Genomic DNA, 23,028 nt, shown 5'->3' on the forward strand with positions numbered 1-23,028 from the left:
AATTTCCCAAATAAAAAACCAGCATAAGCTGGTTTTTTATTGCATGATGCTTAACTTAGTTAAAAGTTTTGAAACGTACTTCATCATCCATAAAGGTTTTTTCGCCAGCAGGCGCTTCAATTGAACCAAATACCAATTGAGCACGTAACTTCCAACTTGCTGGTACTGCAAAAGTTTCAGCAGTTTCAGCATCAACAATTGGGTTATAGTGCTGTAATGATGCACCAACACCTTGTTCAGACAGTGCTGTCCATACTGCAAATTGAGCAATTGCAGAAGAATGTTCAGACCATACAGGGAAGTTATCCGCATAAGCTGCGAATTTCTCTTGTAAACCTTTAATTACATCTTGATCTTCATAGAACAATACTGTGCCTTTGCCCGCAGCAAAACTGTTAATTTTATTGCTAGTCGCTTCAAATGCTGCTTCTGGCACAATTTTACGTAAAGTTTCACGCACAATTTCCCAAAACTTAACATGTGATGCATCAAACAAAATAACCGCACGTGAGGATTGAGAATTAAATGATGATGGGCTTAAACGGATCGTTTTTTTAATTAACGCTTCAAGCTCAGCATTCGGTACAGTCACGTTATTACCAATAGCATAAATGGTACGGCGTTTTTCAATTTGATCGATAAAAGACATGTTGCAACTCCTTATTGTTACAATTTTAGGAATACTGAATAGCTATAATTCTAATGTTTTATATGCATGATAAAAGCAGGATTATATAAACACTGTGTTCTATTTTTAGAATAAAAATGGATAGCATCACAAGATACTATCCATTTATAAAATTTGAGTTTATTTGTCCGTTTCAAATAATGCAGCAACAAATGCTTTTGCAGAAAAAGGACGCAAATCATCAATTTTTTCACCGACGCCAATAAATCGGATTGGAACGTGCGTACGGCTTGCGATATTAAACAGCACACCACCTTTTGCTGTGCCATCCAACTTGGTAATCGTAATGCCTGTTAAGCCAACCGCTTGGTCAAACTCTTGGACTTGATTAATTGCATTTTGTCCCGTACCCGCATCAACGACCAGCATAATTTCATGCGGTGCAGTTGCATCAATCTTTTGCATAACACGTTTAACTTTCTTCAACTCTTCCATTAAGTTGCTTTTGTTATGCAAACGACCAGCAGTATCGGCAATGAGTACATCTACGCCTTTAGCACGTGCGCTTTCAAATGCATCAAAGATTACAGAAGCACTGTCTGCCCCATGCCCCTGAGCAACCACAGCAATATTGTTACGCTCACCCCAAATTTGTAATTGTTCAGTCGCTGCTGCACGGAATGTATCACCCGCAGCCAACATGACTTTTTTGCCTTCGCCTTGTAAACGTTTTGCTAACTTGCCAATTGTTGTGGTTTTACCAACACCGTTGACACCCACCATCAAAATCACATATGGGTTCTTGTTGCTGTCGATATGTAATGGCTTAACACGCGGTGCAAGTAATGCAACCAATTCTTCTTGTAACGCCTTATATAGCGAATGAGAATAAATCAAATCACCACGAGCTGTACGTTCAGTCAAATTGGTAATAATGGTTTTTGTTGCCTCAACACCAATATCTGCAATAAGCAGTTGTTCTTCAACTTCTTCTAACAGCTCATCATCAATTTCTTTACCACCAATCAGAATATTGACCATACCATCGGTAAAGTTCTTACGGGTTTTAGTCAAACCTTGTTTCATTCGACCAAAGAAACCCGTTTTTGGTTTCTCGTCTTCTGCTATTTCAGAAACTTGCGCAGTCGCTTGTGGCTGTACATCAACAACTGGTTCAGCTTTTTTCTCTACAATGGGGACATCAACAGCAGGTAAACTTGGCAAAGTGACATCATCATCACCAATCTCTGCATCTATCAAAAATTTGTTTTGCCCATGTGTTTGTTGTTGCATGCTGATCCCTTGAAAAACATTGCATTAAAAAGGGCAAGTTTACCACAAGTTTTCGATATTCTGCCGATCAACGCTGGCTAAAATCTCTGCGGTGTATCATCTAAATCTAAGGCTGGATATTGAGTCATCATAAACTGTTCATACTGATAAGCACGTATGACATGAAAATATTGCCACTGTTTTAAATCTGACTGCTGTAAGACCTGATTGGCTAACTGTTGTGTTTTTGGGTACTGTGCAGAATGCGCTAATTGCAAGATTGCATTATATTGCTTAACTTGTATTGGACAGATACACAGCAAATACACAAAGCCAATTACAAACAAAACAATTGAACTGATTAAAAAATGAGAGAAATACTGAAAGGAAATTTTGTTTCTAAATGTGGCAAGAATGTCTATAGATTTAAGCATGACCAACCTCTATCGACTGTCTAGTGTAAGTTGATCATGCCCGAAGTACAATAGTTAAAGTTTATATGAAACAATAACTAAACCGAATCAAGCTAGCCTGTTACATGCCGAACAAATGCAAAATATAAAATAACAGCAATAATCACCAAAATTACGACCAGCAAAAACACATTCACGCCTTCTTCTGCATGTGGCGGATGTAATGGATCTTCTACCGCCAAACGACGTAATTCGCGATTATAAATTTTATAAAATTCGGCACGCTGCTCTAAGCCAAGTTGCCGAGTGAAATTGGAAATTCTAGATCGATGAGCGATTCCTAATTCGCCAATATGTTGATCTTCATGATAAATTGCCTCGCCTAACTGCTGACGATGCAATTGAGCAAGTGCTTTTATTTGTGTATGGTCTAAAGGTACATCAAATTCTAAACCGTCTATTGTTGTTGCAGTCATGGTTCACGCTCCTTGTTATAGTTTTATATTTCCATATTAATAAAAATTATTTCTGCTGAATGTTTAATCATGTAAACTTGAAAATATAGAGTTTGACCCCATAGTTAGATTGACTTAATATGTGAATTGTAATATTAGTTAAATATAAACATGTTAATTTAACTTTAGACTTTTGTATAAGTCGGTCGTAATCATAATTAAAATAAGGAGCTATATATGATTCAACAATTTTCTCAACAAGACTTAGAGCATGTGTACGCAAATGCTGTCAACACAATCCACTCACAAATGATTTTTTGTGATGCTGTGAAAGACTTAGAAAATGTCGCACATGCAGGTCACGGTAAAGCTGCATTATTCTTGGCTGAACTATATACCCAAGGATTCCGTGTAGAACGGGACAGCTTAAAAGCACAATACTGGCAGAAACTGGCAACCATGAAAGCATAAAACAACGTCACTTAGGTGGCGTTTTTTAATTCCTTTTTTTATGACTTGTGCGTAAATTTTTATATACATTTCTTCATTTCTGATGTCTTGCAAAATCTCTTGATTTATTCCATCTTAAGTCTACAACTAGAAAAAAAGCAGTGGAGGATAATATCAATATGACCAATGTAGCCCATGTGATTCAACAAAAATTTGACCAATCTATATATACCATCGCACCTGATGCTTCCATTACTGAAGCTGTTGTACTTATGGCAACTAAAGATATCGGTGCTTTAATTGTTACTGAAGGACAACAAGTTGTTGGAATTTTATCGGAACGAGACTGTGCACGAAAAATTATTATGCGAGATTTACCTGCAGATAATACACAAGTCTGTGAACTAATGACCTCTGCGGTCATCAGTGTGCGCTTGCATAACAGCGTTGAAGAATGCTTAAAGCTCATGACAGATCGTCATTTACGCCACTTGCCAGTATTAGAAGACGAACGCTTAGTTGGTATGGTCGCTGTCGGAGATTTGGTTAAAGCCGTCATCGACGATCAGCATGAATTGATTGCGCAGCTACAGCATTATATTTCACATTAGATGTAATGTTTTTTTACATATTCAAGAATTAAATCTGTTGAAAATTCAGGGGAATTATTTCATTTTAATCATGCACTAGAACAACGAAAAATCTAGGTAAATCATGACAAATATTAAATATGTAATTGAAAAAAAACTTGATCCATCTGTACACACGATTTCACCTTCCGCTTCAGTAACTGAAGCGATTTCTTTAATGGCAAACAAAAATATTGGGGCTTTGATTGTCACTGAAGAAACACGCGTGGTTGGAATTTTGTCAGAGCGAGATTGCGCGCGCAAAATGCTAAAACATCAATTTCTCACAGAAGAAGTTCAAGTCCAGCAGCTTATGACAGCCAATGTTTTGACAGTTCCGCTTGAACATAGTGTGAAAGATAGTCTAAAACTGATGACTGATCACCATTTACGCCACTTGCCTGTTCTTGAGCAAGAACGACTGGTAGGCATGGTTGCTGTAGGAGATTTAGTTAAAGCAGTGATGGAAGATCAAAATGCGTTAATTCAGCAATTAGAATGCTATATCGATCAATATGGTGCTCTTGCTGATGCCACAATCCAAGATCAACAAAAACTGATTCAGCAACTCCAGTCTTACGAGTCCTAAAAAAGATCCATAAAAAAGAGCGATGTTTACATCGCTCTTTTTTATTGCTTATAACTTTCTATCTATTTACAGTCCCAGTTTCTGTGCGACATAGTCTGCATCTTTATCGCCACGACCCGACAAGTTAACCACTATTTTTGTGTCTTTTGATAAATATGGTGCTTCTCGCAATGCCCATGCAACAGCATGTGAACTTTCTAATGCAGGAACAATCCCTTCTACACGAGATAAAGTCATAAAAGCATCTAAACATTCCTGATCTGTGGCAGTGGTATATTCCACTCGTCCCAAATCTTTTAAGAAGCTGTGCTGTGGACCTACCCCAGGGTAATCCAATCCCGAAGCAATCGAATGTACAGGCAAAGGTTGTCCCTGTTCATCTTCTAAAACATAACATGCCATACCATGAATTTGGCTGGGTTTACCTAAAGTTAATGTTGCTGAATGTTGAGTCGTGTCCAAACCATAACCCGCTGGCTCAACACCAACCAGTTTGACATCCTCTTCGTTCAAAAAGGCTGTAAATGCACCAATTGCATTTGAACCACCGCCAACACAAGCGACCACATAATCTGGAAACTGCTGAAACTGTGCCTGACTTTGAACTTTAATTTCATCGCCAATAATCGCTTGGAAATCCCGTACCATTTTTGGAAATGGATGCGGCCCAACCACCGAACCAATTGCATAAATATAGTTTTCAGGGTCTTTTAAATATTCTTCAAAGGCACTATCCACAGCATCTTTTAAGGTTGCGGTTCCTTGAGTCACGGCAACAAGTTTTGCACCCAAAATTTTCATTTTCACGACATTCGGATGTTCTTTTTCAATATCGACTTGTCCCATGTGAATTTCACAAGGAATGCCGACCAGTGCGCAAGCTGTCGCCAATGCAACACCATGCTGCCCTGCACCTGTTTCGGCAATCACTTTGGTTTTGCCCATGTATTTTGCAAGTAGAGCTTCACCCAAACAGTGATTGATTTTATGAGCGCCTGTATGATTGAGATCTTCACGTTTTAAATAAATCTGTGCGCCGCCCAACTGCTCAGACAAACGTTTCGCATAAAATAATGGGCTCGGACGACCCACATAATGCTGAAATAAATCATTAAGTTCTTGTTGAAATTCAGGCGTATGTCGAATTTTTTCGTATGCGGTATTAATGTCATCCATCGCAGCTTTTAAATGCGGTGGAATAAACTGTCCACCATATTGCCCAAAAAAACCATCTTGTGTGGGTAAGGCAAAGCCCTGTAATTGCTGCATGATATTACCTCTTCATTTATTGTTAGCGTGATAAGTATTTGGTCATATCCTCAATGCCTTTTAAAGTCATGGGATACATATGTTGTTCAAATGCCTGTTGAATTAAGCCGATGGTCTTGGTGTATGTCCAGTATCGTTGGTCTTCTGGATTAAGCCATGCTGTTTTTTGAAAATGTTGCCGAATGCGCTGTAACCAGATCAGACCTGTTTCATCATTCATATATTCCACAGAGCCACCAATACTTTGCAGCTCGTAGGGTGCCATACTTGCATCACCAACCAAAATTACCCGATAGTCTGCGCTGTATTTGTGCAGCAAATCCCATGTCGAGATTTGGCTAGCACGACGGCGCTGATTATCTTTCCAAACATGGTCATAAATGCAGTTATGAAAGTAAAAATAGTCAAGATGCTTAAATTCTGTTTTTGCAGCACTAAACAAGGCTTCACATTGTTGGATATAACCATCCATAGAACCACCAACATCAAACAACATCAGGACTTTAACCCCATTACGGCGTTCAGGAACAAGCTGAACATCCAGCATGCCCTGTTTAGCAGTTGCTTGAATGGTGGCATGAATATCCAGTTCTTGTGCGATACCTTGTCGCGCAAAACGACGTAAATAGCGCAGCGCCAATTGCATTTGTCGTGAAGTCAGATGCTGTTCATCATCAAGGTTTTTATATTGACGTTGCTCCCAGACTTTCACCGCAGAACGCTTGCGACTTGGCCCACCAATCCGAATGCCTGCGGGATGATCGCCATATGCACCAAAAGGTGATGTACCTCCCGTGCCAATCATTTTATTGCCGCCCTGATGCTTCTTATGCTGTTCTTTCAGGCGTTGTTCGAGCTGTTGTAATAATTCTGCGAGCGAATGGGCTTGTTGCAACTCTGCACGTTGTTGCTCGGTCAAATTCTTTTCAAGCAACTCTAAATCAAACCACTCTTTCGGAAGTTGTTGTAATTTATTTAGGATATCTTCTTGGGAAAGGGGTTCTACTGCATCCAAATAAGCTTTAAATGCCAAATCAAATTTATCAAAGTAACGTTCATCTTTCACCATGAGCATACGAACCAGCAGATAAAACTGTTCAGCATCAGCAAAGACTAATTGCTGCTCAATAGCTCGGTTTAAATCAAGTAGCTCTTGGGTCGTCACTGGAACGCCATATTTTCTTAAAGTATAAAATAGACGTACAAACATGACTTTACTCTTTTAACGTCGTGTCATTAAAGCAAGACGTTGTAAAAGCTGCACGTCCTGTTCATTTTTAAGAAGTGCCCCGTACAAAGGAGGCAATTGGTTGGGTTCAAGGCGAATCTCAGATACATCTTCAGCCAAAATCAGCGCCAACCAATCAATCAGTTCAGATGTTGAAGGTGCTTTTTTAAGATTTGGAATTTCTCGAAGTTGATAGAAAACGTCCAATGCTTGGCTGAGAACCTGCTGAGAAATTTGTGGGAAATGCACATCGACAATTTGTCGCATGGTTTCAACATCGGGAAAGTCAATATAATGAAAAAAACAACGACGCAAAAAGGCATTTGGCAGTTCTTTTTCATTGTTTGAGGTAATAATGACGATTGGACGCTGTTTCGCATGAATGGTTTGATTGGTTTCATAGACATAAAATGACATTTTGTCTAATTCATGCAGTAAGTCGTTTGGAAACTCGATGTCTGCTTTGTCGATTTCATCAATCAATAAAACACAGCGCTCAGGACTGGTAAACGCTTCCCACAACTTTCCTGGCTTAATATAGTTTTGAATATCATAGACACGATCATCACCTAACTGGCTATCTCGCAAACGCGACACCGCATCGTATTCATATAAACCCTGTTGCGCTTTGGTGGTCGACTTAATATGCCAAGTGATCAGCTTTAAGCCCATACTTGCAGCCACTTGTTCTGCAAGCAAGGTTTTACCTGTGCCTGGCTCGCCTTTGACAAGTAGTGGTTTTTCCAAAGTGCACGCAGCATTGACTGCCAGTTTAAGTCCTTCAGTTGCAATATATTGCGATGTGCCTTGAAACTTTACTGCTGCTTTGTCCACCATAAACAATCCCTGTAATGTTAAAGAGGAGTGGTTTTTTTAGCTGGCTTTGGCTTATGTTGTAAAAACTTCAACCAGAAAAAGCCAACAACGCCACCTAAACCAATAACAAATAAGATGTTAGCCAAATTTACCCAAATCAGATTATGCTCATGCGTCAATATGCCAAATAACAACCCAAAGACAGCGGGAGCAATTGCTGCATTACTACCATCGGAAATATTAGGCGTCACCAAAAAGGCAAATGCAATCCATGTTGAAATTGCACAAAATTGTGGATAAGGCTTGGTCATTGAATACCAACACAACAGAACTAAAATTGCACCCACCACATAGACACTCACTGCAATTATATTTTCAGGAACTACATCGAGTAATGCTGTCAGTTGATGCAATAGATTGTCCATGCTTAAGCTCCTCGCAAACCTTCAGGTGCAACTGCATTTGGATTAATCAGACCTTCAGGCGGAACTTGAATAAAGAAACCTTTCGTCTGTAGCGAATCCATCACATGTAAGACATTGGCACGTGCCAACTTACGCGTTTCACTCAGCTCTAAATGCATGACAAATGTGGCACGTCCAAATGCTGTACGCAACATTTCTGGCACATCAGCGAAGGGATCTTCATGCGCTTGTTCTGCGTTTTGACGCGCAACATACAAATACATTTCATCTTTCTTGCTTGAGCGATAAATATCACAATGCACAACCATAACCCAGCACTCTTATCATAGAAAAATAATAATATAAAAAATCCTGACCACACATATCAAACATCATTGACGTATGAGTCAGGAAATATTGTATAGGAATTACAGGTTATTGGCGAACTTTCATCTGTTCTGCAAGATTTTCCTGATCTTGCTGCAAAATCTCAAGCAATGGCTGCGTGAGTATTTCATAACGCCAACCCATTAAATAATTTGATAATTTATAATTTTTTTTCGGTAAAACAATATATTGATAAATTTCATTCAACCATTTTTTACGCATTAACACCGCATGTGGAATACCTGTTTCAGCAACAACACGATCAATAATCAAATCCACTTGTTCGGCAACATCTTTTGATACATGTTTAACAGGGCGAGGGATACAAGCAGGCCAAAATTCTTTTTCGGGCAAATACTTCAATAAATCTAAAATCAGCTTGCCATATTCACGAATGACATTCGGGCGAATATTTTTAATGTTAGAGAGCTGAAAATGATTACGTGGATTTTTCTCAACCAAGTCGATCATCGTTGCATTTTTCAGCAAAAAGCTTCGTGGAATATTGAGACTTTTTGCAAACTGTTCCCGCCAAATACTGAGTTGCTGTAACTGCATCAATTGACGACGTGAATGTCGATAATTACCGACATCCATATATAAAAGTTCTGTCGGGGTTTGCTGTGCAATCTCTTCGGTGAGATGTTGACAATCTTCAAGCACAAACGCGAGTAATCCTTTTGCTTGAAGCTGTTGCTTTAGCTTGTCAGCCAATTGATTTAAATAAATCACATCGTTTGCTGCATAGCACAATTGTTTGTCAGATAAAGGTCGAGCCAACCAATCCGAACGAGTTTGATCTTTTTCAATCTCAATATCCATAATCTGCTTTAAGCTATTTTGATAGCTAACTTGCAGACCATGCCCTAAAAAAGACATGGCAATTTGAGTATCAAAAACATTATTGAGTTGGCGAGTCTGAGCATAATGATAAATTAAATCAATATCCTCACCGCAAGCATGAAAGATATTTTGCTGAGCAGTGGCAAGTTTTTTCCAAAATGGGTCTAAATCTAAATTTACGCCATCGAGCAAATAGGTTTGCTCTGAAACATTAATTTGAAAAACGCCAAGTTTTGGCCACAACGTATCAACCTTGATAAATTCACTATCGAGTGCATAAACGGCACTGTTGTCCATGGCAGCCAAGACCATGTCAAGTTCTGGTTGATCCTGAATAAAATGATACATATTCTTGCAAAATGCTCTATACGCAACCTAAAGGGGAGAAAATTAACACTAATTTTCAGTTATCTTACCCGATGAACAAGAAATCTGTCGATTGCGATAATTGTCAACAATTTAAAAACTTGATAGGTATTGTTATATGTTTAACTGTACAAAGAAAGGGATTTTCTTGAATTTTTATATTTTTTATTTATTTCAGATCGTTAAAATTAAACTTACACATAAAAAAACCACTCAGAACCCATATGCTTGAATGGTCATTCAGATTATTTCAACTGCATCCGATGATGGAGCGCTTGGCTGAGAGTATGACTATCGACATATTCCAATTCACCGCCTTGTGGCACACCTTGGGCAATTCGGGTCATTTTTACAGCTAAATTCTTGCTCGCTTCCAAAATATAATGGGCGGTTGCCTGACCTTCAATGGTTGCATTGGTCGCTAGAATGACTTCTTGGACTTGACCTTGTTTTAGCCGTTCTATCAAAGCTGGAATGCCAATTTCCTCAGGTCCAATGCCATCAAGTGGAGATAAATGCCCACCTAAGACATAGTATTTCCCTTGAAAGCTCGCGCTTTGTTCAATCGCCATTACGTCAGCAGGAGATTCCACCACACAAAGTACGCTGTCATCACGGCGTGGCGAAGTACAAATTTCACACACTTCATCTTCACTTAATGAGTGGCAGACCCGACAACTTTGAATGTAGGTTGCCGCCTCATGCAAAGCATGAGCAAGTTGAAACGCACCTTCACGGTTCTTCATGACAAGATGCAACGCCATACGCTGAGCCGACTTCGGCCCAACGCTTGGCAAGGTGCGTAATGCCTGAACAAGCTGTTCAAAACGAGGACTAAACACCGAATGATGACCTTAGAACAAACCAGATAAGCCTGGTGGCAAGCCTGTGCCCGCATTCGCAGCTTTCATTTTGTCTTCTGAAATTACTTCTGCTTGACGTGCTGCATCATTCATTGCTGCTGCAATCAAATCTTCAATCATATCCGCATCGTCTTGTAACAACTCTGGATTGATTTCAATACGTTTAACCACATGACGGCAAGTCATGGTCACTTTTACAAGACCACCACCAGCTTCTGCATGCACTTCAGTTTGCGCCAACTCTTCTTTGGCTTTTTTAATATTGCTTTCCATATCTTTTTGCATGCGCTGGGCTTGCTGCATCAGCATATTAATATTCATCAATTGACTCCCAAATTAAATCAAATCAAGACCACGAGAAAGGTCGGCAATAATATCATGAATATCTTCCAAACCAACCGATACACGAATTAGACCTTCACGAATGCCTGCTGCTGCTTTCGCTGCATCGGATAATTTACCATGTGTAGTAGTTGCTGGATGGGTAATGGTTGATTTTGCATCACCAAGGTTACCTGTAATTGAAATGAATTGCGTGCTATCAATCACTTTCCACGCAGCCTCACGACCACCTTTCACTTCAAATGACACAATACCACCAAAACCTGATTGCTGTTTGGCAGCCAACTCATGTCCGACATGTTCAGGTAAACCCGCGTAGTAAACTTTTTCAACTTTGTCATGCTGATTCAGCCACTCTGCCAATTTTTGCGCACCTTCGCAGTGGGCTTTCATACGCAAACGTAAAGTTTCTAGACCTTTTAAGAACACCCAAGCGTTGAATGGGCTCATTGATGGACCAAGTGTACGCACCACACCAAACACTTCTTCAAGCAATTGATGGCTACCGACCACAGCACCACCTAAAGCACGACCCTGACCATCGATATATTTGGTTGCAGAGTAAATCACAAGGTCAGCACCAAATTTAATTGGCTGTTGCAATGCTGGTGTACAGAAGCTGTTATCGATTGCCAATAAAGCACCATGTGCATGTGCCAAATCAGACAATGCCTGAATATCTGCAATTTCAGCCAACGGGTTTGATGGAGATTCAACAAAGAATAATTTAGTTTCTGGACGAATCGCATCTTGCCATGCTTGCAAATTGGTCAAATCCACAAAATCGACAGCAACGCCAAATTTACCAATATATTTTTCAAACAAGCTGACGGTAGAACCAAAGACAGCACGCGAGCAAATGACATGATCACCTGCTTTTAAGTACGCCATCGCAATCGCCAAGATTGCTCCCATACCTGAACCTGTTGCGACTGCACGTTCTGCACCATCTAAAGCTGCCAAACGTTTTTCAAACATGGCAACTGTTGGATTAGTAAAACGTGAATAGATATTACCTGGCTCTTTTCCAGAAAATTTTGCAGCAGCTTCAGCAGCATTGGCATACACAAAAGATGAAGTCAGAAAAATCGGTTCACTGTGTTCACCTTCAAAACTGCGTGTGTGACCTGTACGAATGGCTAAAGTATCAAGTTGGTATTGGGTATCGTCGTGCTGGCTCATTGAGTTCTACTCTTATATAACGCTATGCATTGAATCAAAACTGCCAACATTTTGAGCGTCTTATAGCCAGTCGGTCAAGGTAAAATATTTCATGTTAGGGCGATCTGTATGCATTTTTTGAGCTATCGCCAACAGAGATCGACTTTTTTGTGAGCCGATTAAGCAAAGCCACCATTTACCCGAATGACCTGTGAGTTAATCCAAGCACCGTCAGCACCCACCAGCATCGCAACAGAATTGGCAATATCCTCAGGGGTTGCAATTCGTTCCAGTGGTGCAAGCTGTGCAGCCTGCTGGATTTGCTGCTGGGTTTTTCCATTAAAAAAGAGATCGGTAGCTGTAGGCCCAGGTGCAATTGCATTCACAGTGACATTGCGTCCTCGTAGCTCATTTGCCAAGACATGTACCAAGCCTTCCACTCCCATTTTAGATGCAATATAAGGCCCATAACCTGGAAATGACTTGGCAATCACACTTGTTGAAAGAGCAATAATTCGCCCACCATCTTTAATGTCTTTAGCTGCGTGTGCCAAAACCAAAAATGCACCACGTAAATTGGTATGAATCACACGATCAAAATCAGCCAAACCTGATACAGCAATTTTCGTGATTGGCATAATCCCCGCATTATGAATCACAACATCTAAGCGACCATAAATTTCTAAGGTCATTTTAAATAATTGCTCAACTTCTTTTTCATTGGCAACATCTGCCTGCAAAGCAATCGCCTTGCCACCCTGTTGTAAGATATGATTGACCGTTTGCTTTGCACTCAGTGCATCTCCTGCATAATGAACTACAACCGAATAACCATCTTTAGCTAAACGTGTTGCAATCGCACGACCTATCCCTCCTGATGCGCCTGTGACTAGTGCAGTTTTATTTAGATTCGCCATAATTTAGCCCCTATTATTGTTGTCGTGATTTTTTGTTGTGGCTCTTAGCATACGCTTTGCTTATAAGTCTGCCAATCTTTTTGCAATAGACATAGGCTTTATCTTATTCATCAAAATTAGCAACTCTCTTAAACCCTTTGTTTAAAAAGAGTTTTTATCATTTTTTATTATTTGACTTCTCTTGTGAATTTTCTATTAATTTAGGATTGCTATAATCTTCAGAAATTTTAAAAATAACACTATATTTTATTTATAAAAGATCTCAAGTAATCTTTTATTTAGGGTGAATTTTACCTAAATTTTAACCTTGCTGTTGTTATTAAAATTCTTTATATCAATAGCAGAAGATTGCCATTACAGTATTTACAGGTTTTGGCATAGTGCTTGCTTTAAAGCTCCCATCCATATTATCAAGGATTTATTATGACCATCTCCTCTGTTGCATTTCTTGGTTTAGGTGCTATGGGCTACCGTATGGCAGCTCATTTACCTAAACACTTTGAGCAGGTTTTCGTTTGGAATCGTACCGAAGCCAAAGCCCAACAACATGCTCAAGAATATGCAACACAAGCCGTTTCTTTAGAACAGGCTGTACAAGCAGACATCATTTTTTCTTGTTTACCAACTAGCCAAGATGTTGAAGATCTGATTGCAACTGTAGCCATCAAATCAGGTGCAATCTGGGTGGACTGCACGAGCGGTGTTCCCGCTAGCGCACAAAAACTGGCTGAACGCTTAAAAGCACAAGGTGTGGATTATTTAGATGCACCTGTCAGTGGACAAACCATTGGTGCTGAAAATGCCACTTTAACCGTAATGGTGGGTGGCGATGCAGCAGCATTTGAACGCGCCTTACCTGCTATGCAAGCTGTAGGCAAATTGATTAAGCATGTTGGAGAATCTGGCGCAGGCTTTGCGGTTAAGGCCGTCAATAATATGTTAATGGCGGTACATCTATGCGCGGCTTGTGAAGGTGCAACAACGCTGAAAGCTCACGGTGTCAATCTTACAGAAGCTTTTGAATGTATTAATGCCTCAAGTGGTCAAAGTACCGTCACTAGCAGCATTTTACCAAATCGGATTTTTAACCGCAGTTTTCCACTGACTTTTGCTTTACCTTTATTGGCAAAAGATACAGGCATCGCGGCGGATTTAGTTCGTGAAGCAAAACTTGCAGCACCTGTCATTGGTCTCTCTCAAAATCTGATTCAGGCTGCAAATGCCCTTGTTGATGCTGACAGCGATTTTTCTACCGTGGCAAAAATGTATGAATCATGGAGCAAGATTACAATTGAGTAATCTTTAGACATTGCAATTCAGCGCGACTGTATCCATATTAAATGATGTGTATCCACACATATCGTTACAAATAAGGAATCGCTCATGAAGAAGTTTTCAGTTGCGCTGATTGCAGGGTTTGCAGGATTGATCAGCATCAATGCACTCGCTGCCTCTGAGCAAGAATGTCAAAAACTTAAAGATGACTATAATTTAATTTATGCATCTAAAGGCTATTGTTTTAGTGACCCTGAAGCCAAAGCGCAGTATGGCAATGACAACTGCCATACCACTAAACCAAAATTTTCTGAAAAAGAGCAACAAAAACTTGACCAAATCAAAGCTCGTCAGAAAGAATTAAGCTGTAAATAAATTCAGCCAATCAAGGAAATCCGTTATGGCATACAATGACCAAAATATTTTTGCAAAAATTTTACGCGGTGAAATCCCAGCCATTAAAGTCTATGAAGATGAACGCGTACTTGCATTTATGGACATTATGCCTCAAGCCGATGGTCATACTTTAGTCATCCCAAAAGCACAAGCGGTGACTTTACTGGACTTAACTGCTGAAGATGCTGCCTACACCATTCAGATCGTACAAAAAGTTGCACGTGCTATTGAAAAAGCACTTGATGCTCAAGGCATTGTCCTTATGCAACTTTCAGGTGAAGCCGCAGGTCAAACTGTACCGCACATTCACTTTCATTTGATTCCAAGTTCAGTACATAAACTGGGTCGCCATGCAGCCGAAATGGGGGATCAAGAGAAAATCAAAAGCTTAGCAGAAAAGATTAAAGCCGCACTGGCATAAAGAAAAGGAGCAATTGCTCCTTTTTTATTTTGACCATTTGATTCAACTAAAAATAAAAATTATTAATTAAAAACAACATCCTACATATAAATAAAATAATCAACAAAAGATATGGAACAAAATTTGCTTAGTTAGGCAGCACTTTTATGGATGAAATTTATGTTGAAGTATTTAAAGGCAAGCTTATTTGCTCAAGTGATTGTTGCTTTAATTCTAGGTATTGCGATTGGACTTGCTTGTCATGATTTTGCTCTTTCTTTAAAACCACTTGGTGATGGTTTTATCTCACTCATCAAAATGCTCATTGCCCCAATTGTGTTCTGTGTCGTTGTTCTTGGTATTTACGGCGCAGAAGATATAAAAAAAATGGGACGAGTTGGTGGAAAAACGATTATCTATTTTGAAATAGTGACAACCATAGCGCTATTGCTCGGTATTGTCATCGCTTATGTCTTTAAACCAGGTGTAGGCATGAATATCGATCTCAATCAACTCGATGGTAAAGATATTGCGACCTACACCGAACGTGCTCACCAACTGAATTCAATCTCAGATTTCTTCTTACACCTGATTCCGAAAACCGTTTTTGATGCTTTTACGCAAGGTGATATTTTACAAGTACTGATTATTGCTATCCTGTTTGGGGTGAGCATGCTGATGGTACCTAAACATATTTCTGGACATGTCAAAGGCACTATCGAAGCATTTTCTGAAATTCTATTTAAAATGATGGGGTTAATTATTAAGCTTGCCCCAATAGGCGTATTTGGTTCAATTGCATATACCACAGCAAAGTTCGGTGCGAGTTCACTGATGCAATTGGGTGCACTGGTTATATTGTTTTACGTAACCTGCTTGGTCTTTGTGGTTATTGTACTTGGAGGAATTTTAAAGTTAGCAGGTTTGAATATTTTTAAATTTATTGCTTACTTCAAAGAAGAGCTCAGTATTGTATTGGGCACAGCTTCTTCCGATGCCGTTCTGCCACAAATTATGCAAAAACTCACTGCTTTAGGCATTAAAAATTCAACTGTAGGCTTAGTCATTCCTACAGGCTATTCTTTTAATTTAGATGGTTTTTCAATCTATCTGACTTTAGGTGTCATCTTTATTGCCCAAGCCTGTAATATTGACCTTAGCATGCAGCATCTGTTAGCGATTCTATTTGTGTCTTTACTGACCTCAAAAGGTGCACATGGTATTCCTGGTTCTGCTTTGGTCATCTTAGCTGCCACTCTGTCTGTCATTCCAAGCCTACCTGCAATTGGTTTAGTACTACTCTTATCTGTTGACTGGTTTATTGGAATTGCGCGTGCGTGCACCAATTTAATAGGAAATTGTGTTGCGACTGTTGTCATTGCAGCATGGGAGAAAGATCTTGATCGCGAACAAGCTCAGCGGATTTTAAAATAATTAAAATCGTCATATTGACCCAATAAAAAAGGATTCCAAAGAATCCTTTTTTATCAATTGCCCATCAGGAAATTAAACCTTCATCTCGCATTGCAATTTGAACAGATTGGCGTTCAGCCACTTTATTACGTAGTGCAATAATATGTTTATAGTCACCTAGATCATGCTGAATGACTGCTGACCAATTGGTAATCACAAATAAATAAGCATCGGCTGGGCCAAAGTTATCGCCCACCAAGTACTCCGTTTCTGAGTTTGCAATCGCTTGATCAATATAGGTTAATAATCGATCTATCTCTTGATATGCTTTGGTTTTTTCGTCTTCAGTCAATGGCTTGCCAAAAAACACCGCATAAGCATCGTGTAGCTCAGAGTTCAGATAGCCCAGCCATTCCAAAACTTTAGCTCGCCCCAAACCCGATGGTGGGATCAAATCCTGATGCGGATCATGCTGAGCCAAAAAAGGTAAAATTGCCACATTCTCAGTTAGAATCAAGCCAGGATTTATTTCCAATGCAGGAACGTAACCTTTCGGATTGATTTGATAATAATCTGCACCTTTTGCGGTGGTATGGGTTTTTAAATTGACTTTTTCGAGATCAAAATCAACATTTATTTCATTTAAAATAATGTGGGCTGCAAGTGAACATGCACCGGGGGAATAATACAGCTTCATAAATAATCTTGAGTCCTTGTTTTAAGTTATTTTAAAATTACCCTTCTGTTTTAAAACGCTGTTCAACAAGTTGCAAGCCCTGAAAAGTACATCAACTGTAAACCGCAACTGAAGCGTTCTATCAGTAATTGATGATTTCTTGCCGAATTCTGTAGAGATTTATTTGACTTGCTTAAATCGCGATTTAAAATATCGCTTTTTTAGCAAACCGAATTCCAAGCTTATGAGCAACGATCAACTTGAACCACAAATTGTTGACTTAGACAATTTGCACGAGCACCGTGAAATTGTGACATTTATGCGCCGCTCATCTCCGCTAAATACGTCACAACGTACCGCGCTGGAACAACATCGTGACTTTATTTTGGAATATCCAGTCGGTGATTTACGCCAATATTTTGCTCATCCTGAACGTCCGCTAACTGTTGAAATTGGCTTTGGTATGGGACGTTCTTTAGTGCTGATGGCACAAGCCAACCCTGAACGCAACTATGTCGGTATCGAAGTGCATATTCCGGGTATTGCACAGTGTGTTTATGAAGCGGGCGAGGTAGGTTTAGACAACTTAAAAGTCTTGGATGCAGATGCGATTCAGGTGTTACGTGAAATGCCAGATGCGAGTATTAACTGCGTACAACTGTATTTTCCAGACCCGTGGCAGAAAAAACGCCACTTCAAACGCCGTTTCGTGGTTGATGAACGTATGGCACTGGTTGAACAGAAACTTGAGCTTGGTGGTACATTCCACGCAGCGACTGACTGGGAACCGTATGCTGAGTGGATGTTAGATGTTTTGGATCAGCGTGAAAACTTAGAAAATTTGGCAGGAAAAGGTAACAGCTATCCTCGACCAGAATGGCGTCCTTTGACGAAATTCGAACGCCGTGGTTTAGAATCTGGCCACAAAATTAATGATTTTATTTTCAAAAAAATCAAATAAGCCAATAAAATAGCGGCATGCTGTCACACTGACAATATGCCGCTTAACTTAATCTTGAAAAACGCCCTTTTAATACTTCAATAAGCTGCATACGCCAGTGTTCAGTTGAAATCATCCCACTTGACATGCCGCCATGTGCAAAGGCTTCACAATAAAACAAAGCATTATCTGTTAAACGATGTAAGGTTAAACGATAAAAAACTTCTGCTAATTTTCGCTCAAACTCGAGTGGTGACTGGGTGAGTGGATACTTTAAAAACTCCTGCTTCATCGCCTCCCACAACTATGGGCTTCCTCGACTTCCCCACGTTACTGCAACAGGGAAATTTTCCGTTGAAAATAAATTTTCAATATATTTTCGGTGTTTACGGCGCTGTAAAAACTTAAACATATGCTTTACCCTATCTGATTTGGAAATGCCATCAATCCTTGATACTGCAACATCTGCCAGAAGCTTTTTACCTGTGCAAAACCTGCTTGCTGTAACCATGCAATATTTTGTTGTGGATTTACCAAATAAAAATCTTGTTGTAAACGCTGACACATGATTTGACTTTGCGCAGCAGTTAAACCCGTGTACTGACACACTGATTGTAAAATTGCCAAATCATCTATGTGCTCAGGCTGCGTAATATCAACGTTGATGAATACACCTGTTGCAGTTAAATGTTTAGCAATCGACTGGAAAAAATCCAATTTTTCTGAGGTTGCAATAAAATGTGTAACTAAAATACTGAGCACAGCATCATACGGTTGCTGTGAACTCAATTCACGTATATCTCCTTGTATCCATTCAATTTGATTGTTTTTTGACAGACGCTGTTGTGCCGCCTCGAGCATCGTTTTAGACAAATCGAGAGCGGTAAAACTCCATGTCGGATGTTGCTGTGTTAAATAACAAAGTTCATAACCAGTACCACATCCAATGATCAGAACACGGGCATTTTCAGGCAAGTAATGTTGCAAAATTGCTGCTATCTGAGCATGGATCAGGGTATAACCTGGAATTAATTTCACAATATGCTGATCATAACTTGCCACAACCTGTGGATCATGGAAATTTTTTACCACTTTTACCTCTGTTATTTTAATTCTCATTCTCAATGCTAAAGTAATTTTGAAGCAGACTCTAGCGCCTGCAAAACTACGATATTTAGATTTTATGATGTCGATGCTGTATCGCATTGCTCATTTTTTGATAAATTTCTACCAAATCACCGTGTTGCTGTTTTTGTAACAATTCTTGGTGCATTTGTAAAATTTGTTGATCTTGACGCACTGCTGGACCTGTTTGTACATCTTTGGGATTAAATTGCGTCGCCTTATCTGCTGTTTCCAAAATCAGTGGATATAGCAAACCAAAATCAACCGATGCACCATCCACCACCTGTTTCGCCATGTCATAACAATAATTGCTAAAATTACAAGCAAATACCGCCGCCAAATGTAAACTCAAACGCTGAGCAGAGGAATAAACATATACTCGCTGGCTTAATTGTTGAGCCAAATCTTGTAGGCTATACAAGTCCTGAGATTGATGCGTTTCAATCAGCAATGGAACTTGTGACCAATCCACTGACTTTTCAAAACTAAATGTCTGTAATGGATACAATACACCACAACGCTCATGAAATTTCTGTAAGACATTGAGATCGGTACTGCCAGAAGTATGCACAAGTAACACATTTGCAAGCTGCTCAGGTAATTGCTCTGCGACTTGTGCAATTGCCTGATCTTTGACCGCAATAATCAGTAGATCAATTTCAGCATCAATCTGCAATAAATCGTTGACAGCATGTGCTTTAACTTGAGTCGCAAGCTGCTGGGCATGAGTTAAATTCGGGCTATAAATGTGCTGAATCTGGTGCCCCAACTGATGTAAAGCAGTTGCCAAATGTGTTGCGACTCGACCAGAACCGATAAAACTTATTTTCATACGCATTCTCAAAATAATACGGTGTAGACTTCTTTCATCATTCATCTCTATTGCTTTTATTTTTAAAGAAAAATATATAAATTATGAATGAAATCAATTTTTTCACAATAAAAAAAGCGCCATTTACGGCGCTTCTCACATCGGCAACAGATTAAGCTTCTGGTGCTGGGCTGTATTGTTCAACTAAAGGTTGCAATTCACCTTTTTGGAACATATCTAGCATGATGTCGCTACCACCGATTAACTCACCATTAATCCAAAGTTGTGGGAACGTTGGCCAGTTGGCAATTTTTGGTAAAGTCGCGCGAATATCTTGGTTTTCCAAAATATTAACATAAGCAAATGGACGACCAATTTGACTGAGAGCTTCTACTGCACGTGCAGAAAAACCACATTGTGGAAATTGTGGTGTGCCTTTCATGTATAGAAGTACAGCATGTTTAGCAATTTGATCACGAATTAACGCTTCTGTATCGCGTGCTTGTTCAGTCATAGATAAATCCTCAACTATTCTAGGCGGTATTATACCTAAAACTTCGGAATAAGGTGGCGATGTCGAGAATTTTTCTGTTTTTCTCTTATTATGACTTTTCATCTGTTGCAGATTTTGCTTATATAAACCCTCTTTTTATCCTAAGAACCAATACGAGATTATCATGAGTAATATTACCCTTGCTCCGGTACAAACTGATCAACCTTCTCATCTCATGGCAACTTATGGTCGCCAACCGATCAGTTTCGTCCGAGGACAAGGTTCGTATTTATATACTGAAGATGGTACAGCTTACCTCGATGCATTGACGGGTATTGCTGTTTGCGGTTTAGGTCATGCACACCCAGTGATTGCACAAGCGATTGCAGAACAAGCCCAAACGCTGATTCACACCAGCAATTTGTTTGAAATTCCTTGGCAAACGGCAGCTGCTCAGAAGTTGGCAGAAGTTTCAGGTATGGAAGAAATTTTCTTCTCGAACAGTGGTGCTGAGTCTAACGAAGGCGCAATCAAAATTGCCCGTAAATATGGACATCAGCAAGGCGTTAAAATGCCTAAAATCATTGTTGCTGAACACTCTTTCCACGGTCGTACATTGGCGACACTTTCTGCAACAGGCAATGCCAAGGTTCAGGATGGTTTTGCACCACTCGTTGAAGGTTTCTTACGTGTGCCTTTTGGCGATATCGAAGCCATCGAAGAGCTTGCACTAATTCATCCAGATATCGTAGCGGTACTGGTTGAGCCAATTCAAGGTGAAGGCGGTGTCAATACTGCACCTCAAGGCTTTAGCTACCTTGAAGAAATCCGTCAGCTTTGTAACCAACACCAATGGTTGATGATGCTAGATGAAGTGCAAACAGGTAATGGTCGTACTGGTAAATTCTTCGCGTACCAACATACCAATATTATTCCTGATGTATTAACAACTGCAAAAGGTTTGGGTAATGGTTTCCCAATTGGCGCGGTGATGACTCAAGGTCGTGCAGTTGGTGTATTGCAAGCAGGTAACCACGGTTCAACTTATGGCGGTACAGCACTGGGTTCACGTGTTGTTTATACAGTGATTGATACCATTCAAAAAGAAAACATTGTTGAAAATGCAGGTAAAATTGGTCAGTACATCGTCGACCAACTTCGCAGCCAATTGAGTGAGTTGAATGTCACTGTGCGTGGTTTTGGCATGATGATTGGGATTGAATTACCTAAAGCATGTGGTGAATTGGTCAATATCGCACGCGAACAAAAACAGTTAATCCTAAATGTCACTGCGGGCAATGTAGTTCGTTTACTGCCTGCACTTAACATGACCCAAGAACAAGCAGATGATTTAATTCAACGCCTTATCCCCCTCATTCAAGACTTTTTGAAAAACTAAGTTTTTTCAGGCATAAAAAAGCGATCTTTTAAGATCGCTTTTTTATTTTAGAATTCCGCTAGGGTGTTTAAGATGCTTCCTTAAATAAACGTCCACCCGGAATCTGACTAAAATAAGTTTTTAATGCTTCAATACAACGTTGGGTTTTCACAGAGCGCTGCTCAATTGGCGCAGCAACCGCATACAAAGTATAGCTTGGTAATTTCCAGTCAGGCAGAACTTCAATCAGTTCGCCATTCATTAATTCTTTTTGTACATCCAAATACAAAACCCGCGCCAAGCCCAAACCATTTTGACATAAAGCTTTGACCACAAAAATATTATTGGTACTAATGCGGGATTTCATTTCCAAGTCAACACGTTGTTCTGATAAACAATGCTGAAAAGAGAAACGATGCCAATTTTGCATGGTGTGTACAGGCAAAACACAATGCTGCTTCAAGTCTTCAGGTGTATTGATGGGTGCTGTCTGGTTCAAATAAGCCGCCGAAGCTACTAAAACTTGTTCAACACGCGCCAAAGGAATGGTATCTAGTGTCGTATCCTCAACTTTAGCTGCCATGCGTAATGCGATATCAATATGATTTTCTTTTAAATCAATAAACTGTGTATCTGCCTCGAACTTTACACTCAAACCACGATGTGCAAACAACCACTGCGAAAGCGCAGGAATAATATGATTTGCCGCCAACTCAGGTGTTGTTGCAATACGAAGTTCACCAATAAGATCATCACGCAGTTCATTCATACGAATTTTTCCACGTTCGGCAGCCGCGAGCATTTCCTTACAACTTTGATAAAAAACTTGACCTTCTTCGGTCAAGCTAATTTTTCGAGTTGAACGGTATAGCAAGGTCGCATCCATCTCCTGTTCTAAAGAGCGAATTTGCTGACTGACAGCACTCGTAGTAATTCCCAACTCACGGGCAGCACCACTAAAAGAGTTCTGTTTGACAACACAAGCAAATACTCCCATTGCTCGAAGTTGATCTAACATTACCTTCCCTCGGTATAAAAAAGCGTGATCTAATCATAATATGCCTGAATACCCGATGAGAATTCAACTTT

At 39.8% G+C, this 23,028-nt stretch carries 28 protein-coding genes and 1 pseudogene; 9 read left to right on the plus strand and 20 right to left on the minus strand.

Going from position 1 to position 23,028, the window contains the following annotated elements; all coding sequences use genetic code 11:
• Positions 1–55: 55 nt before the first annotated feature.
• The 4 genes from LVY74_RS13465 to LVY74_RS13480 form a co-directional block, all read right to left on the minus strand.
• On the minus strand, positions 56–649 hold the full coding sequence (locus LVY74_RS13465; protein WP_237815480.1) for a nitroreductase family protein: 594 nt from the start codon (positions 647–649) through the stop codon (positions 56–58).
• 159 nt (positions 650–808) lie between these two features.
• Positions 809–1,921: a signal recognition particle-docking protein FtsY gene (ftsY, locus tag LVY74_RS13470; RefSeq protein ID WP_237815481.1), complete on the minus strand. Its 1,113-nt coding sequence runs from the start codon at positions 1,919–1,921 to the stop codon at positions 809–811.
• Positions 1,922–1,998: 77 nt separating this feature from the next.
• Positions 1,999–2,334, minus strand: a complete 336-nt coding sequence (locus tag LVY74_RS13475; protein WP_151709550.1) for a hypothetical protein — start codon at positions 2,332–2,334, stop codon at positions 1,999–2,001.
• 92 nt (positions 2,335–2,426) lie between these two features.
• Positions 2,427–2,789 (minus strand): hypothetical protein, encoded by a 363-nt coding sequence (locus LVY74_RS13480; protein ID WP_151709551.1) that lies wholly within the window; start codon positions 2,787–2,789, stop codon positions 2,427–2,429.
• Positions 2,790–3,005: 216 nt separating this feature from the next.
• Between LVY74_RS13480 and LVY74_RS13485 the strand changes: the two genes are divergently transcribed.
• The 3 genes and pseudogenes from LVY74_RS13485 to LVY74_RS13495 all read left to right on the plus strand — a co-directional run.
• Positions 3,006–3,239, plus strand: coding sequence for a hypothetical protein (locus LVY74_RS13485; RefSeq protein ID WP_237815482.1), 234 nt, complete (start codon positions 3,006–3,008; stop codon positions 3,237–3,239).
• Positions 3,240–3,397: 158 nt separating this feature from the next.
• On the plus strand, positions 3,398–3,829 hold the full coding sequence (locus LVY74_RS13490) for a CBS domain-containing protein (protein WP_151777448.1): 432 nt from the start codon (positions 3,398–3,400) through the stop codon (positions 3,827–3,829).
• A gap of 103 nt (positions 3,830–3,932) precedes the next feature.
• A pseudogene (locus LVY74_RS13495) lies at positions 3,933–4,355 on the plus strand (CBS domain-containing protein); the annotation flags it as partial.
• 147 nt (positions 4,356–4,502) lie between these two features.
• Here the strand turns inward: LVY74_RS13495 and trpB are convergent.
• The 10 genes from trpB to LVY74_RS13545 all read right to left on the minus strand — a co-directional run bounded on the left by trpB (position 4,503) and on the right by LVY74_RS13545 (position 13,032).
• Positions 4,503–5,705: a tryptophan synthase subunit beta gene (gene trpB, locus LVY74_RS13500; protein WP_269091413.1), complete on the minus strand. Its 1,203-nt coding sequence runs from the start codon at positions 5,703–5,705 to the stop codon at positions 4,503–4,505.
• 22 nt (positions 5,706–5,727) lie between these two features.
• Positions 5,728–6,915: a vWA domain-containing protein gene (locus LVY74_RS13505; RefSeq protein ID WP_237815483.1), complete on the minus strand. Its 1,188-nt coding sequence runs from the start codon at positions 6,913–6,915 to the stop codon at positions 5,728–5,730.
• 12 nt (positions 6,916–6,927) lie between these two features.
• Complete coding sequence (locus LVY74_RS13510; protein ID WP_237815484.1) at positions 6,928–7,770, minus strand: AAA family ATPase; 843 nt, start codon at positions 7,768–7,770, stop codon at positions 6,928–6,930.
• Between the two features lie 17 nt (positions 7,771–7,787).
• Positions 7,788–8,174 (minus strand): hypothetical protein, encoded by a 387-nt coding sequence (locus LVY74_RS13515; RefSeq protein ID WP_151709557.1) that lies wholly within the window; start codon positions 8,172–8,174, stop codon positions 7,788–7,790.
• A 2-nt stretch (positions 8,175–8,176) separates the two neighbouring features.
• On the minus strand, positions 8,177–8,476 hold the full coding sequence (locus tag LVY74_RS13520) for a YcgL domain-containing protein (RefSeq protein WP_151709569.1): 300 nt from the start codon (positions 8,474–8,476) through the stop codon (positions 8,177–8,179).
• A 112-nt stretch (positions 8,477–8,588) separates the two neighbouring features.
• Entirely contained in the window at positions 8,589–9,731 is a 1,143-nt protein-coding gene (locus LVY74_RS13525) for a ribonuclease D (RefSeq protein WP_151709558.1), read from the minus strand.
• A gap of 263 nt (positions 9,732–9,994) precedes the next feature.
• Positions 9,995–10,591 carry a recombination mediator RecR gene (gene recR, locus LVY74_RS13530; protein ID WP_237815485.1) on the minus strand — a complete coding sequence of 199 codons (597 nt, stop codon included), beginning with the start codon at positions 10,589–10,591 and terminating at the stop codon, positions 9,995–9,997.
• Between the two features lie 12 nt (positions 10,592–10,603).
• Positions 10,604–10,933: a YbaB/EbfC family nucleoid-associated protein gene (locus tag LVY74_RS13535; RefSeq protein ID WP_237815486.1), complete on the minus strand. Its 330-nt coding sequence runs from the start codon at positions 10,931–10,933 to the stop codon at positions 10,604–10,606.
• 15 nt (positions 10,934–10,948) lie between these two features.
• On the minus strand, positions 10,949–12,136 hold the full coding sequence (locus LVY74_RS13540; protein WP_151709561.1) for an O-succinylhomoserine sulfhydrylase: 1,188 nt from the start codon (positions 12,134–12,136) through the stop codon (positions 10,949–10,951).
• A gap of 158 nt (positions 12,137–12,294) precedes the next feature.
• The gene (locus LVY74_RS13545) at positions 12,295–13,032 is read right to left on the minus strand and encodes an SDR family oxidoreductase (RefSeq protein WP_237815487.1); all 738 of its coding nucleotides are present in this window, start codon (positions 13,030–13,032) and stop codon (positions 12,295–12,297) included.
• Between the two features lie 423 nt (positions 13,033–13,455).
• Here LVY74_RS13545 and LVY74_RS13550 point away from each other — a divergent pair, with 423 nt between their 5' ends.
• From LVY74_RS13550 to dctA, 4 genes are all read left to right on the plus strand, one after another.
• Positions 13,456–14,331 (plus strand): NAD(P)-dependent oxidoreductase, encoded by an 876-nt coding sequence (locus tag LVY74_RS13550; RefSeq protein ID WP_237815488.1) that lies wholly within the window; start codon positions 13,456–13,458, stop codon positions 14,329–14,331.
• Between the two features lie 84 nt (positions 14,332–14,415).
• The gene (locus LVY74_RS13555; RefSeq protein ID WP_151777457.1) at positions 14,416–14,682 is read left to right on the plus strand and encodes a YARHG domain-containing protein; all 267 of its coding nucleotides are present in this window, start codon (positions 14,416–14,418) and stop codon (positions 14,680–14,682) included.
• Positions 14,683–14,707: 25 nt separating this feature from the next.
• Positions 14,708–15,124, plus strand: coding sequence for an HIT family protein (locus LVY74_RS13560; RefSeq protein ID WP_237815489.1), 417 nt, complete (start codon positions 14,708–14,710; stop codon positions 15,122–15,124).
• A 159-nt stretch (positions 15,125–15,283) separates the two neighbouring features.
• A complete protein-coding gene (dctA, locus tag LVY74_RS13565) occupies positions 15,284–16,537 on the plus strand; it encodes a C4-dicarboxylate transporter DctA (protein WP_237815490.1) in 1,254 nt (417 codons plus the stop codon).
• 64 nt (positions 16,538–16,601) lie between these two features.
• On the opposite strand, the gene LVY74_RS13570 is transcribed toward dctA, so the two are convergent.
• Positions 16,602–17,213: a glutathione binding-like protein gene (locus LVY74_RS13570; protein WP_237815491.1), complete on the minus strand. Its 612-nt coding sequence runs from the start codon at positions 17,211–17,213 to the stop codon at positions 16,602–16,604.
• A 223-nt stretch (positions 17,214–17,436) separates the two neighbouring features.
• Here LVY74_RS13570 and trmB point away from each other — a divergent pair, with 223 nt between their 5' ends.
• Entirely contained in the window at positions 17,437–18,153 is a 717-nt protein-coding gene (gene trmB, locus LVY74_RS13575; protein ID WP_151709822.1) for a tRNA (guanosine(46)-N7)-methyltransferase TrmB, read from the plus strand.
• A 43-nt stretch (positions 18,154–18,196) separates the two neighbouring features.
• On the opposite strand, the gene LVY74_RS13580 is transcribed toward trmB, so the two are convergent.
• The 4 genes from LVY74_RS13580 to grxD form a co-directional block, all read right to left on the minus strand.
• A complete protein-coding gene (locus LVY74_RS13580; RefSeq protein ID WP_237815492.1) occupies positions 18,197–18,424 on the minus strand; it encodes a hypothetical protein in 228 nt (75 codons plus the stop codon).
• A gap of 125 nt (positions 18,425–18,549) precedes the next feature.
• Positions 18,550–19,251, minus strand: coding sequence for a class I SAM-dependent methyltransferase (locus LVY74_RS13585; protein WP_237815493.1), 702 nt, complete (start codon positions 19,249–19,251; stop codon positions 18,550–18,552).
• A 55-nt stretch (positions 19,252–19,306) separates the two neighbouring features.
• Positions 19,307–20,089 (minus strand): Rossmann-like and DUF2520 domain-containing protein, encoded by a 783-nt coding sequence (locus LVY74_RS13590; RefSeq protein ID WP_237815494.1) that lies wholly within the window; start codon positions 20,087–20,089, stop codon positions 19,307–19,309.
• A 151-nt stretch (positions 20,090–20,240) separates the two neighbouring features.
• Positions 20,241–20,582: a Grx4 family monothiol glutaredoxin gene (gene grxD, locus LVY74_RS13595; RefSeq protein ID WP_005176812.1), complete on the minus strand. Its 342-nt coding sequence runs from the start codon at positions 20,580–20,582 to the stop codon at positions 20,241–20,243.
• A gap of 163 nt (positions 20,583–20,745) precedes the next feature.
• Between grxD and LVY74_RS13600 the strand changes: the two genes are divergently transcribed.
• Positions 20,746–21,960 (plus strand): aspartate aminotransferase family protein, encoded by a 1,215-nt coding sequence (locus tag LVY74_RS13600; RefSeq protein WP_237815495.1) that lies wholly within the window; start codon positions 20,746–20,748, stop codon positions 21,958–21,960.
• Positions 21,961–22,027: 67 nt separating this feature from the next.
• Here LVY74_RS13600 and LVY74_RS13605 read toward each other — a convergent pair whose 3' ends face one another.
• Positions 22,028–22,957, minus strand: a complete 930-nt coding sequence (locus LVY74_RS13605) for a LysR family transcriptional regulator (RefSeq protein ID WP_237815496.1) — start codon at positions 22,955–22,957, stop codon at positions 22,028–22,030.
• Positions 22,958–23,028: the final 71 nt, after the last annotated feature.

Origin of the sequence: Acinetobacter sp. ME22 (genome assembly GCF_022012315.1) — a bacterium.
Classification (GTDB): domain Bacteria; phylum Pseudomonadota; class Gammaproteobacteria; order Pseudomonadales; family Moraxellaceae; genus Acinetobacter; species Acinetobacter brisouii_A.